Origin of the sequence: Cohnella algarum (assembly GCF_016937515.1) — a bacterium.
GTDB classification, from domain to species: domain Bacteria; phylum Bacillota; class Bacilli; order Paenibacillales; family Paenibacillaceae; genus Cohnella; species Cohnella algarum.
The window spans coordinates 2,722,970-2,736,274 of sequence record NZ_JAFHKM010000002.1 but is presented as its reverse complement, the minus strand read 5'-3'; the positions used below and the strand labels follow the sequence as shown (position 1 = coordinate 2,736,274).

At 59.7% G+C, this 13,305-nt stretch carries 12 protein-coding genes; 3 read left to right on the top strand and 9 right to left on the bottom strand.

Features of this window, described 5'->3' with window-relative positions; translation table 11 throughout:
* Positions 1–35: 35 nt before the first annotated feature.
* Positions 36–263 carry a hypothetical protein gene (locus tag JW799_RS12540; RefSeq protein WP_080832910.1) on the bottom strand — a complete coding sequence of 76 codons (228 nt, stop codon included), beginning with the start codon at positions 261–263 and terminating at the stop codon, positions 36–38.
* A 228-nt stretch (positions 264–491) separates the two neighbouring features.
* Here JW799_RS12540 and JW799_RS12535 point away from each other — a divergent pair, with 228 nt between their 5' ends.
* Positions 492–1,109, top strand: a complete 618-nt coding sequence (locus JW799_RS12535; protein ID WP_080832911.1) for a class I SAM-dependent methyltransferase — start codon at positions 492–494, stop codon at positions 1,107–1,109.
* Between the two features lie 80 nt (positions 1,110–1,189).
* On the opposite strand, the gene JW799_RS12530 is transcribed toward JW799_RS12535, so the two are convergent.
* The 5 genes from JW799_RS12530 to mobA form a co-directional block, all read right to left on the bottom strand.
* Positions 1,190–2,266 carry a Gfo/Idh/MocA family protein gene (locus tag JW799_RS12530; RefSeq protein WP_080832912.1) on the bottom strand — a complete coding sequence of 359 codons (1,077 nt, stop codon included), beginning with the start codon at positions 2,264–2,266 and terminating at the stop codon, positions 1,190–1,192.
* 282 nt (positions 2,267–2,548) lie between these two features.
* A complete protein-coding gene (gene pflA, locus JW799_RS12525) occupies positions 2,549–3,304 on the bottom strand; it encodes a pyruvate formate-lyase-activating protein (protein ID WP_205430060.1) in 756 nt (251 codons plus the stop codon).
* Between the two features lie 45 nt (positions 3,305–3,349).
* Positions 3,350–5,623 (bottom strand): formate C-acetyltransferase, encoded by a 2,274-nt coding sequence (gene pflB / locus JW799_RS12520; protein WP_205430058.1) that lies wholly within the window; start codon positions 5,621–5,623, stop codon positions 3,350–3,352.
* A gap of 33 nt (positions 5,624–5,656) precedes the next feature.
* Entirely contained in the window at positions 5,657–8,260 is a 2,604-nt protein-coding gene (gene adhE, locus JW799_RS12515) for a bifunctional acetaldehyde-CoA/alcohol dehydrogenase (RefSeq protein WP_205430056.1), read from the bottom strand.
* A gap of 99 nt (positions 8,261–8,359) precedes the next feature.
* Positions 8,360–9,016 carry a molybdenum cofactor guanylyltransferase gene (gene mobA, locus JW799_RS12510; RefSeq protein WP_205430054.1) on the bottom strand — a complete coding sequence of 219 codons (657 nt, stop codon included), beginning with the start codon at positions 9,014–9,016 and terminating at the stop codon, positions 8,360–8,362.
* Between the two features lie 190 nt (positions 9,017–9,206).
* Here mobA and JW799_RS12505 point away from each other — a divergent pair, with 190 nt between their 5' ends.
* Positions 9,207–9,935 carry a Crp/Fnr family transcriptional regulator gene (locus JW799_RS12505; protein WP_205430051.1) on the top strand — a complete coding sequence of 243 codons (729 nt, stop codon included), beginning with the start codon at positions 9,207–9,209 and terminating at the stop codon, positions 9,933–9,935.
* Positions 9,936–10,012: 77 nt separating this feature from the next.
* On the top strand, positions 10,013–10,855 hold the full coding sequence (locus JW799_RS29615) for a GNAT family N-acetyltransferase (protein ID WP_205430049.1): 843 nt from the start codon (positions 10,013–10,015) through the stop codon (positions 10,853–10,855).
* A gap of 375 nt (positions 10,856–11,230) precedes the next feature.
* On the opposite strand, the gene folE is transcribed toward JW799_RS29615, so the two are convergent.
* From folE to JW799_RS12485, 3 genes are all read right to left on the bottom strand, one after another.
* Positions 11,231–11,824, bottom strand: coding sequence for a GTP cyclohydrolase I FolE (folE, locus tag JW799_RS12495; protein ID WP_080832920.1), 594 nt, complete (start codon positions 11,822–11,824; stop codon positions 11,231–11,233).
* Between the two features lie 79 nt (positions 11,825–11,903).
* Complete coding sequence (locus JW799_RS12490) at positions 11,904–12,131, bottom strand: YneF family protein (RefSeq protein WP_080832921.1); 228 nt, start codon at positions 12,129–12,131, stop codon at positions 11,904–11,906.
* Between the two features lie 111 nt (positions 12,132–12,242).
* Positions 12,243–13,271, bottom strand: coding sequence for an HD-GYP domain-containing protein (locus JW799_RS12485; RefSeq protein WP_080832922.1), 1,029 nt, complete (start codon positions 13,269–13,271; stop codon positions 12,243–12,245).
* Positions 13,272–13,305 lie beyond the last annotated feature (34 nt).

Genomic DNA, 13,305 nt, shown 5'->3' with positions numbered 1-13,305 from the left:
CGGGGCTTGTTCTTTTTTGTCATTCTATCGGCCGGTTATCCGGAGTTCGCAGAAACCAAAGGTTCCGGCTTATACGCTACCGTCCGGCTCCTTCCTCCCTGCTTCGCGTTCAGGGAAAGCGTATTTTCCGCCAAAGCCGATTTTTGAGTGAAATAGCCGACCCCTGTGTTCAACCCGAAGGTTGCCGCTACCGCAAAAAAAACGATAGCCGCGATAATGACGGACAGCTTGGCGCCGCTCGGTCTCTGATGTAGTTTGCGCATGGCAGCCCTTTCCGCTCCCTGTCATTCATCTATTCCGTATGTATTATACCTGCCTGCCTATCAGGATATCAAACGAGCGGAGGACTTTAAGAGATTGTCCGTCCGCCCGAATTTTACCCGTATCGTTATTCCGCTTTCGGGACATACTCCCTGATGTCGTGCAACCGTTCCGGGTCCCGAACGGGTTGCCCGCGTCATTCAAAAAACGCTTGGATGTGACAAAAAACGATGCCTCTTCCGCCGCAATTGTACCATGCGTTCGTACGAACGGCATGGTTTACGAAAAAATACATTCATAACCTTATTAACGAACATTTCGACTTACGATCAGGCCACCCTCTTGATTTCGGAGCAGGCACCGGGGCGAACTGCGTCATCTGCAATCCGGATTCGTACATCGGCATCGAGCCCGACGTCAAACGAATCGAGTACGCCAAAAAGCGGTATCCCGATCATCGTTTTATCGAATTTGATTCAAAACGGATTGCGGTCCCGGACCGTTCGATCGATACCATCCTTATTGTCGCCGTGCTTCATCATATCCCCGACAATCTGATCAGAGAATATTTGCTGGAATTTGCAAGGATATTGAAGCCTGCCGGGAAAATCGTCGTCATCGAGCCTTATTTGTGCAACCGGACCCGATTCAACAACCGATTCATGAATTGGTACGACGAGGGCGAACATATTCGCTATGAGGAAGATTATTTGAATTTGTTTCGGGACGCCGAATACGATTTCCAGGTGCTGAAAAGATTTACAAAATGCTTTGTCTATAATGAACTTTTTTTCAGTGCCGCACCGAGGCCAAAGCCGCTGCCTGCCGAGCACCCGATTAACGTTTGATCGCGAAATCGGACTTGTCCGTAAAAAAGACAGAACCCCGGATTAAAGGATTCTGTCTTTTTTCGCATTAGAAGCCAGGATTACAGGCTCCAGTCCAGCTTGACTTCCCCGCCCGTACGGGACGACTCGTAAATCGCGTCGATGATCAGATTCGTCCGCAATCCCGTCTCGGCGGAAGTCCACGGCGTTTTCCCTTCGCGAATGCATTCGAGGAAGTGGCGGCTCAACCGCACGCGGCTTCCTTCGTCGTTATCCGGGGCCCGCAGCGGCACGTCGACCGGGCGGTCGAATTTTTCCGTCAGGAACATGCCTTCGTTGCCTCTCAGGAACGCTCCGCCGTCCGAGCCCATGATGTGAACGAACGGGCTGCTGTCCGTGTTCATGTGCACGGCCCAGCTCACTTCCAGCGTCAGCGAGGCCCCGTTGTCCATCTTGATGATCGCCGTCGCCAGATCCTCGACGTCGTAGATGCCGTTCCAATCCGGCTTGCCCCACGTGCCGATCCCTTTTTTGCGCGGACCGAATTCCGCGTAGGTGGACCCGTATACCGATACCGGCTTCGGCTCGCCCATCAGGAAAAACGCCAGATCCAGCATATGCACGCCGATATCGATGAGCGGCCCGCCGCCGGACTGGTCCTTCCGCGTAAACCACGTGCCCCAGCCGGGAATGCCCTTGCGGCGGTACCAGCCGGTTTTGGCCGTGTAAATGTTGCCCAGCTCGCCCTGCTCGATTTGCGATTTCACTTGCAGCGGCAGCCAATCCCACCTCATCTGATGCGCGACCATGACCGTCTTGCCGTATTTCTTCTCCGCGCGGACGATGTCTTTGGCCGCCCCGGAATGAAGTCCCATCGGCTTTTCGACGAGCACGTGCTTACCGCTTTCCAGCGCCCGGATCGTCAGCGGCGCATGGCTTTGGTTCGGCACGGCGACGATCACCGCGTCGATGTCGCCGCGCTCGATGAGCGCTTCCGGCGACGGGGCGACCGTTTGAATGCCGTATTGCTGCGCCCGCTGCTCCGCGAGCGGAAGATATGCGTCCGTAATCGCGGCGATTTCGCATTCCTGACCGAGCTTGCCGAATTCTTGCAGGTGCACGTTTCCGATATTGCCGGCTCCGATGAGGCCGATTCGGATTTTATCTGAGGAACCCATCTGTTGAAAAACCTCCATACCATGGTTGATTTCGCTGCTTTACCGTCATCATACGCCACATCCCGCCCGGAATACGATGTCCGATTTGGCCCTTTTCTTATTCGCGATGGACAAACGTCCGGGGAACGCTCCTCCTCGCGCCAGAGGGGGCCTGCATTGGAAAATAGGCATCATGGCGAAAATTGCGCCGCGTGTCCCGCAAGCTTGCCCGGGCGCTTTCTCGTCGCTAAAAAAGCCGCTCCCCCGTCCGGCGCGAAACGATCGGACAAGGGAGCGGCTTTTCTATGATTCGCCGATGCGGACGGTCTTCGCGTCGCGCATGGCCATTTCGATCAGATGCCGGGCGCGCCGCATTTCTTTTTCCTCCGGCGGCCGGACGCCCTCCAGCGGATACGCTTTGCCGAGCCGCTCCCACTTGTGCACCCCCATCCGGTGGTACGGCAGCAGCTCGAACTTTGCCACGTTGCCCAGCGTGCCCATGAACGCCCCCAGAGCGGTCAAGTCCGCCATGTCGTCCGTCACGTCCGGAATGAGCACGTGGCGAATCCATACGGGCTTCCCCCGCTCCGACAGCCAGCGGGCGAAGGCGAGCGTCCGGTCGTTGGGCTGGCTAGTCAGGGCAATGTGCCGCTCGCGGTTCAGCTGCTTCAGATCGAGCAGCACGAGATCGGTGACCTCCATCAGTTCCTCGACGTGATGAGGGTCGCAGAAGCCTGAGGAATCGAGCGCCGTATGCAGCCCCCAGCGCCTCTTGCACTCGGCCAGCAGCCGGGCGACGAAGGGCGCCTGCAGCGTCGGCTCCCCTCCCGTGACGGTAATGCCGCCGCCGGAGCGGCTGTAATACGGAACGTAAGGCTCGATTTCCGCCAGCAACTCCTCGACCGTCGCCGTTCGGCCGTCCCGGGGATTCCACGTATCCGGGTTGTGGCAGTACCCGCACTGCAGCGCGCACCCCTGCGCAAAGAGCACGAAGCGAATGCCCGGGCCGTCGACGGTGCCGAACGTATCGATGGAATGGATGCGGCCTTCGTTATGCATGGCCTTCGCCTCCCTTCGGGTTTCGGGGCGCAGCCGGACGCCCGGTCACATCGCTCCGTGAAACGTCCGGTTCACGACGTCAAGCTGCTGTTCTCTCGTCAGCTTGATGAAGTTGACCGCATAGCCCGACACGCGGATCGTCAGCTGCGGGTATTTCTCCGGATGCTCCATCGCATCCAGCAGCTGCTCGCGGTTGAACACGTTGACGTTCAAATGGTGCCCGCCGCTTGCCGTATAGCCGTCCAGAAGCGACACCAGCACGCCGCTTCTCGCCTCCTCCTCCCGGCCAAGCGCTTTCGGCACGATCGAGAACGTGTTCGAAATGCCGTCCTGGCAGCTCGCGTACGGAATTTTGGCGACCGAGCCGAGCGACGCGAGCGCTCCCTTGCGGTCGCGTCCGTGCATCGGGTTCGCCCCCGGCGCGAACGGCTCCCCGCTCTTTCGGCCGTCGGGCGTGCTGCCGGTTTTTTTGCCGTACACGACGTTCGAGGTGATCGTCAGCACCGACAGGGTCGGAATCGCATTCCGGTACGCATGGTGCTTGCGCAGCTTGTTCATGAACGATTCCGCCAGCTCGACCGCGATCCGGTCCGCCCGGTCGTCGTTATTGCCGTATTGCGGATAGTCGCCCTCGATCGCGAAATCGATCGCGACGCCTTGCTCGTTGCGGATCGGCCGCACTTTGGCGTGCTTGATCGCGCTCAAGGAGTCGGCCGCCACCGAGAGCCCGGCGATGCCGCACGCCATCGTGCGGACGATCTCCCGGTCGTGCAGCGCCATTTCCAGCCGTTCGTAGCAGTATTTGTCGTGCATGTAGTGGATGACGTTGAGCGTGTTCATATACAGGCCCGCAAGCCATTCCAGCACCTCGTCGTAGTTGGCCGCCACTTCCGCGTAATCGAGCGTGTCCCCGGTCAGCGGAACGAGCTTCGGGCCGACCTGGATGCCGAGCTTCTCGTCGATGCCGCCGTTGATCGCGTACAGAAGCGCCTTCGCCAAATTCGCCCGCGCCCCGAAAAACTGCATCTGCTTGCCGATCCGCATCGCCGAAACGCAGCACGCGATGCCGTAATCGTCCCCGAACAGCGGGCGCATCAGCTCGTCGTTTTCATACTGGATCGAGCTTGTCGCGATGGACACTTTGGCGCAATAGGCCTTGAACGCCCGCGGGAGACGCTCGGACCAGAGCACCGTCAGGTTCGGCTCGGGCGCCGGCCCCAGGTTATAAAGCGTATGAAGAAAACGGAACGAGTTGCGGGTTACCAGCGTCCGGCCGTCCAGCGCCATGCCGCCGATCGATTCCGTCACCCACGTCGGGTCGCCGCTGAACAATTCGTTGTAGTCGGGCGTCCGCAAAAATTTGACGAGCCGGAGCTTCATGACGAAATGGTCGACCAGCTCCTGCGCTTCCGCTTCGGTCAGCGTGCCTTCCGCCAAATCCCGCTCGATGTAAATATCGAGAAACGTCGACACGCGGCCGAGGCTCATCGCCGCCCCGTTCTGCTCCTTGATCGCGGCCAGGTAAGCGAAGTACAGCCATTGAAACGCCTCGCGCGCATCGGCCGCAGGCCTGGAGATATCGAAGCCGTAGGAAGCCGCCATCTTCTTCAGCTCCTGCAGGCTGCGAATCTGCTCGGAAAGCTCCTCGCGCTGCCGGATGACCTCCTCCGACATTTCGCAAACCTCCAGCTCCCGCAAATCGTCCCGCTTGTCGTCGATGAGGCGGTCGACGCCGTACAGCGCGGCCCGCCGGTAGTCCCCGATAATCCGCCCGCGGCCGTAGGCGTCGGGCAGCCCGGTAATGATGCCGGCTTTGCGCGCTGTCCGCATTTCCGTCGTATACGCGTCGAACACGCCCTGGTTATGCGTTTTGCGGATGTCGGTGAACAGCCGGATCATGTCGTCCGGCAGCCGGTAGCCGTAGGCTTCGCAGGCGTCGGCCGCCATCCGGATGCCCCCGAACGGCTGAACCGCCCGCCGCAGCGGCGCGTCGGTTTGCAGCCCGACGATTTTTTCCTTGCCGCGCTCGATATAGCCCGGACCGTGCGATGTAATCGTCGACACGGTATGGACGTCGATATCGAGCACGCCGCCGTTTTCCCGTTCCCGGCGCATCAGCTCCAGCACCCGGTCCCACAGGGAACGCGTCGCCTCCGTCGGCGGGGCGAGGAACGCCTCGTCCCCGTCGTAGGGAGCAACGTTCCGCAAAATGAAGCCGGACACGTCGATCCGTTTTTTCCATTCGCCATCCGCAAACCCCCGCCAAGGGCCGCCCCCCGGCTTCGCGCGGTTCCGAACCTCGTCTGCAACCTTCGCCATGTCAAGCACCTCCAAATAAAATCGGGAATCCGGTTAAAATCTGCCGTAGTATGCGTTCCGGTAAATGTCCGCCAGCTCCGTCACGAGCGGCATCCGCGGATTGGCCGTCGTGCACTGGTCCTCGAACGCGCGGTCCGCGAGCTCGTCGACGCGCGACTCGAAGTCGCTCGCCGGAATGCCGAGATCGGCGAATTTCTCGGGAATGCCGAGCGAGCGGTTCAGCTTCCGCACCGCCGCGATCAGGCTTCCGACGCCCTCCTCCGTCGTCTTCGCCGGAAGCCCCAGCAGCCGGGCGATATCGGCATACCGCTCGTCGGCGATGAAGTGGCCGTACTTCGGAAACGACGCGAATTTGGTCGGCTTTCCGGCGTTGTATTTGATGACGTGCGGCATCAAAATCGCGTTCGTCCGCCCGTGCGCCGTACGGTACTGCCCTCCCCATTTGTGAGCCAGGCTGTGGTTGATCCCGAGAAAAGCGTTGGCGAACGCCATTCCGGCGATTGTCGAGGCATTGTGCATTTTTTCACGAGCTTGCGAATCCGAAGTATGGAACGAACGTTCCAGGTTGTCGAAGACGAGCCGGATCGCCTGCAGCGCGAGCCCGTCCGTATAATCGTTCGCCATGACCGACACGTACGCTTCGATCGCGTGCGTCAGGACGTCCATCCCCGTGTCCGCGACGGCCGTCTTCGGCAAGCTGTAAACGAATTCCGGGTCGACGATCGCCACGTCCGGCGTCAGCTCGTAATCGGCGAGCGGGTATTTCGTATTTCCTTTGTTTTTGTCCGTAATGACGGCGAACGAGGTCACTTCGGAGCCGGTGCCGGACGTCGTCGGAATGGCGACGAATTTCGCCTTGTAGCCGAGCCGCGGATATTTGTACACCCGTTTGCGGATGTCGAGAAATTTTTGCTTGAGCGCGTCGAATTCGGTGTCCGGGTATTCGTAGAACAGCCACATCGCCTTCGCGGCGTCCATCGGCGAGCCCCCGCCGAGCGCCACGATGCAGTCCGGCCGGAACGCCCGCATCAGCGCCGTGCCTTTGTCGACCGTATCGGTCGACGGATCGGGCTCCACGTCGGCAAACACTTCGATGCTGACCGGTGTTTTCCGCTTGCGCAAATAGTACTCGACCTTCTCCACGTAGCCGAGCTGCGCCATCGTCGCGTCGGTGACGATCAGCACCCGCGAGATGTCCGGCATTTTCTCCAGATATTGCGTCGCCCCCCGCTCGAAATACACCTTCGGAGGCACTTTGAACCATTGCATGTTCAGCGTACGCCTCGCCACCCTTTTCACGTTGATCAAATTGACCGCCGTTACGTTCGCCGTCGTCGAGTTGTGCCCGTACGAACCGCAGCCGAGCGTGAGGGACGGCAGGTTCGTGTTGTAAATGTCGCCGATCGCGCCGTGCGTCGACGGGGCGTTCACAATGACGCGTCCCGTTTGCAAACGCCTCGCGAACGCGGCGATCGCCTCCTCGTTGCGGGAATGGATGACCGAGGAGTGCCCCATGCCGCCGTAGGCCACGACTTCCGCCGCTCTGGCGATGCCCTGGTGCACGGTCGACACTTTGTAGCAGGCGAGCACCGGACTCAGCTTCTCGGCGGAAAGCGGCCAGGCGTCCCCGACGCCGCCCAGCTCGGCCACGAGAATTTTCGTTCCCGGCGGAACCTCGACGCCCGCCAATTCGGCGATGCGCTCCGCGGGCTGGCCGACGATGGCCGCGTTCACGGCGCATTTTTCCGGGTTGATCACCAGCCTCGACACGGCCTCCGTCTCTTCCTTGTTCAAAAAGTAACAGCCGTACTCGATCATCAGCTTGCGGACCTGGTCGTACACGGCCTCCTCCACGATAACCGCCTGCTCGGACGCGCAAATCATGCCGTTGTCGAACGTCTTGGACAAGATGAGGTCGGTCACCGCCTGCTTCAAATCGGCGGATTTCTCGATCAGGCACGGCACGTTCCCGGGTCCGACCCCGAGCGCCGGCTTGCCGGTGCTGTACGCCGCCTTCACCATCGCGGAGCCTCCGGTGGCGAGCACGAGCGCTACGCCGGGATGGTTCATGAGCGCCTGCGTCGCTTCCACGGACGGGGATTCGATCCACTGGATGCAATGCTCCGGCGCGCCCGCCTTGACGGCCGCGTCGCGCAGCGTTTGCGCCGCCGCGGCGCTCGAGCGCTGCGCGGACGGATGAAACGCGAAAATGATCGGATTTCGCGTTTTGGCCGCGATCAGCGATTTGAACATCGTCGTCGACGTCGGGTTCGTCACCGGAGTCACCCCGGCGATGACGCCGACCGGCTCCGCGACCTTCTGGTAGCTCTCGTAAGGATTGTCTTCGATCACCCCGACCGTCTTGTCGTATTTGATGCTGTGATAGACGGACTCGGTCGCGAACATGTTTTTCGTGATTTTGTCCTCGTACACGCCGCGTCCCGTCTCCTCCACGGCAAGCTTCGCGAGCTCCATGTGGCGGTTCAAACCCGCCAGCGCCATGGCCTGCACGATGGCATCGATTCGTTCCTGATCGAGGCGCAAATACGCCTCCATCGCCTGATGCGCCCTCGCGACGAGAGCGTTCGCCTGATCGGCCGCCGCGTTCGGCTGCGCTCGGCTCTCTTTTACCGTCATAAGCCTCCGCCTCCCCAAAAGATAAACCTCTGGACTCTTACGGTTACAGCATAAATCGCCGGAATTCCCGCCCGCTATGACCGGCGTCACAATGGATTTTTACCTTCGGTCGGCCGGAAAAGGATAAACGGCGCCGCCGGCGGCCCGCTCGCGGACAAAATCGAATGCGATGCCGTGCCGGGCGAATTCGTTTTCCGTCACCTCGTCCCAGAGCAGAAATCTCGGCAAATCCGCCAGCCCTCGCCGGCCTTCCTCGAACAACCGGACGACGCGGCCGGCGCTCGCGCAGGCGTATATGCCGTGCAGCGGATACGGCCCGCTCGAATCCGACGGCCACACCGCCTCCTTTCGTCCGGCTGCGCAGCGCGCCAGCAGCAGCCGGGCGGCCGGAACGGACAAATCCGCCATGCGGCTGCCGACGATCCACGCATAGGGGAGCTGCGCGAGCGACAACCCTGCCGCCATGCCGCCCAGCGGCCCTTTTCCCTTCGCGTAATCGGTGACGATGCGGACATCCGCGGGGACGAGCGGCAAATACAAGCGCGGCGTGTCGGTGACCACCATGATTTCCTTGCACCAGGACCTCATCAAACGGATTTGCCTTGCCAGCAGCGGCTCCCCGTCGATCGGCCATAACGCCTTCAGCTCTCCGCGCTTCACCCGGCTGCGGCCTCCCGCGAGAATAATTCCGCTTACGGGCGGTTCCGCGGATACATCCCGCGAAGGCGGGATGCTTTCGGACGGTTGCGTCGGCATTTTGGGCAGCTCCTTTCTTCAAGGTTTCCTGAAACGATTAAACCCGATAAAGTCGGCCGGCCGCAGTGATGTAGATCATTTCCGGTCAAAATCAGGGAATTTCCCCCGCAGATTCAGTCATTCCCCTCATAAATCCCACTGCGGGATTCCTTTACAATAAGAGTATCCGAACTGAAGGAGCGTGCCGCGAATGAACCCGACCGCCCGAATCCCGATTTGCAACGAAGGTACGGAAGGAACGGCCCGGTGTTTTTCCGCCGACAGCTTTGCCAAGCTTCAGAGCATCATGTACCGCAAAACGATCGAAAAAGGCACCGTCCTGTTCTGGGAAGGCGATCCTGCCGACAAACTCCTGTTCGTCCGCAGCGGCCGGCTTCGCATTACGAAAACGTCGGACAACGGACGCCACATCACGCTTTATCTGCTCCAAAACGGAGATCTGTACGGCCAGCCCGATCCGTCCGGCAAGCCGGTTCACTCGTTTAACGCCGAAGTGATCGAACCCGGGGAAATCGGGCTGATCCAGATGGCCGATCTTGAAGTGCTGCTGTGGCAGCACGGCGATTTTGCCATCGAATTCATGAAGTGGATGGGTCTGATGCACCGGATGACCCAAACGAAATTTCGGGACCTTATGCTTTACGGAAAATCCGGGGCGCTCTGCTCGCTGCTTATCCGCTTGTGCAATTCCAACGGCGTTCCCGACAGCGACGGAACGTTGATTTCGTTGAAAATCAACCATACCGAGCTCGCGGATATGATCGGAGCGTCAAGGGAATGCGTCAATCGAATGCTGTCCGAGTACCGCAAGGAAAACGTCATTCTCGTCAAGGACGGTTACCTGGTCGTCAAAGACATGGACTATTTGCGAAAAATTTGCCGGTGCGAAAGCTGTCCGAAGGAAGTGTGCCGAATGTAGCCGGGGGTTGAAAATTGTTTCCGTATAATTATAATTAGTAGTGTATAATTATACTGAAGCGAATGGAAGTGACGTGCGTGATCGACCAATGCAGCCGTTCGGCGGAGCCGGATCGCTTGAACGAAGCTTCCGGAACGAAAGCTCCGGCGCCGAACCGGCATCAAATCGAGGGCGAACGCATCGAACAGCTGACCTTGAACGCATGGCCGGGATTGCGCCAGTTCGTCCGCGACGGCTGGCTCATCCGGTTGTCCGAGGGCTTCACGAAACGGGCCAACTCCGTTCAGCCGCTTTGGGGCCCGCCGGCGGAAACCGGACGAACGCTGCAAGAAAAAATCGGAGCCTGCGAGGAAATTTACCGTAACGCGGGTCTTCCGGCCGTGTTTAAAATAACGCCTTTTGCCGCCTCCCGGCATCTGGACGGCTTGCTTCAGTCGTTCGGGTACGACCTCCTCGAACCTTCGGCCGTTAAGTCGGCGGCTCTCGCCGGACTGCCGCAGCCGAAGACGGACGACATTGGCGTAGAGCGGTCTCCTTCCGTGCGCTGGATGGAGCTTGTTTCCGAGTGGCTCGACTATTCGCCCGAGCAGACGTCGGCCGCCCGCCGAATCATGGAAGCGGCGCCCGACGCCAAAGGCTTTTTCACCTTGTTTTGCGAAGGAAAGCCCGTCGCTTGCGGCATGGGCGTCGTCGAGGACCGCTATGTCGGGCTGTATGAAATCGTGACGAATCCGGAATGCCGCAATCGGGGATTCGGGGAGCAGCTGCTGCTGCACATTTTGCATTGGGGAGCTGCTTGCGGAGCCGATACCGGCTACTTGCAGGTCGTTCAGGCCAACGCTCCGGCCGTTCGCCTTTACGACAAGCTGGGCTTCCGAACCGTCTACGCTTATTGGTACCGCAGGAGAGGCTGCGGGTGAAACCGGATGCCGGGTGTCCGGCTTTTTTGCCCGGCTTGTCCTTCAATTGCGTGCCGGCTGCATGCATTTGGCGGGGTGAGATGAGTCGTCACGACTCAACTGGAGCGACAGAGTTTGCGCGGAGGCGGCAAGGTGAGTCATTTTTACCCAACTGCGCGCGGCTCCGTGCGTTTGGCGGGTTGAGATGAGTCGTCACGACTCAACCGGAGCGACGGCGCGCAAACGGAGGCGGTAAGGTGAGTCATTTTTACCCAACTGCGCGCGGCTGCACGCGTTTGGAGATTGAGATGTAGCCCAAACTCAACGGATCCGCGGAGGTCCGAAATCAACCTCAACAAAAAACCAAGCGGCATCCGACCGCTTGGCCTTTTTTTCCTACTCTTTGATCAACGACAAAAATTCCGATCGCAGCGCCGAGCTGTTGCGGAACTGGCCGCGCACGGCCGACGTTACCGTTTTGCTTCCCGGCTTCTTGACGCCGCGGGAGCACATGCACAGATGCTCGCCTTCGACGACGACCATGACGCCGTGCGGATCGAGCGACTCCTCGAGAATGTCGGCGATTTGCGACGTGATCCGCTCCTGCACCTGCAGCCTGCGGGTGACCGCCTCCACGAGCCGGGCCAGCTTGCTCAGGCCCGCGATTTTGCCGCTTGGAATATAGCCGATATGGGCTTTGCCGAAAAACGGCGCCATATGGTGCTCGCACTGGCTGTAGTAAACGATATCCTTGACGATGACGAGCTCCTCGTGCTTTTCGTCGAACGTCACGCCGAGCACGTCGCGCGGATCGACTTCGTAGCCCGCGAATATTTCCTCGTACATCCGCGTCACGCGGGCCGGCGTATCGAGCAGGCCTTCGCGCTCGACATCCTCCCCGATCAGCTTCAATATTTCCCGAACGTGGTGTTCGATCTGCTCGCGATTGCGCGAAACGGCGGTATTCGTATAATCCTTCAATCCGGCCACCGATCTTCCTCCTTATCGCCGCAGCTGCGTCCCGAACGTACGGGGCTCGCGTTCTCTGCGACTCGCGCCCGGCCTTCTTCTATTTGCGCCGGGGTTTGCCGTTTTGTTTGCTCAGCATTTGCTGCGCTTTCTGCAGCTGCTGCTTATTCATATTGTAGCCCATCTGCTTCGCCATCTTTTGCAGCATTTCCGGGTCGTTTTGCATGCGGGTCATTTGATTTCTCAAGTAGAATACCCCGAAAATAAATCCGAGCACCGCGCCGACGATAAGCGTCACGATCGGAATTACGATGTTCCAAGCGCTCACTTCGTTCCCCTCCGACTTACGAAAAATTTTGCCGTTGCGAAGACGCTTGTCCGACGCAACCTACCTATGATAGCACGGCTCCGAGCGCCAGATCAAATCGCTTTCCGGCCGTTACAGAAGCACCGCTTCCACGAAAATCGTCGGGTGCTGCGACAAATCGATTTCCGTCGCTCCGACCGCTTCGTCTCCCGCCTTGTCGATGACGCGCACGACCGGCCGGCCCGGCAGCCCCCGGTGCTGTCCCACGACGACGCCCGTCTGACGGTTGGACAGCCGCACCGAGATCCCGTTCGGATAAACGGAAACGATGCGCAAAAACTCGACCAGCACCTCGCGTTCAAGCTGCGTTCCGGAAAGCGCGTTCAGCCGTTCCACCGCTTCGTGCGGAAGAATCCGCCTTCCTTCGGACAAATCCGTCAGCAGATTGTCGTACACGTTGGCTACGGCCACGATCTTCGCGTACAGGTGGATCTCTTCGCCTCCGAGCCCGCGCGGCTGCCCCGTGCCGTCGATCCATTCGTGGTGCTGGAACGCGACGTGGGCCGTCAGCAGGCTGTACTCCCGCTTCATCTTCAGCATTTCGAAGCCGCGCCAAGCATGATGAAGCCGGCCTTCCTCCTGCTCCTTGTCCGGGGCGTCCAGCTTTCCGATGTCGTGCAGCATCGCCCCGATCGCAAGCTCCTTGAGCTGGATCATGTTGAGCCCCATATTCAGGCCGACCAACGTGGACATCATGCAGACGTTCATCGCGTGAATGTACGCCGCATTATCGGCGGTCCGGATGTCCGAAAGCTGCACGAGCACGTTTTGGTTCCGCATGACGTCCTCGAGCAATTGGCCCACCGTCGTGCTGATCGCTTTCGTGTTGAACGTCTTGCCCGACCGCAGCGCATCGAACGCTTCCGACATTTGCTGGATGACCGCATGCTTCGTGCTTTCCGACAACACTTCTTCGATCGTCACGTCCTGAAACAGCGGATCGCTTATGTAGACCATCGTAACGCCCAACCGCTTAAGCGTGCTAATCATAAATACCGTTAATTGCACGCCCGCGGAGAGAAGCACCGTCCCATTCGCCGAAAAAATCGTCCTGCCGAGCGTCTGCCCGGGCTCAACCGCTTCGATATCGACCAGTCTCATCCGTTCTCTCTCCTGTCTGAGCTTGCTGACCTTC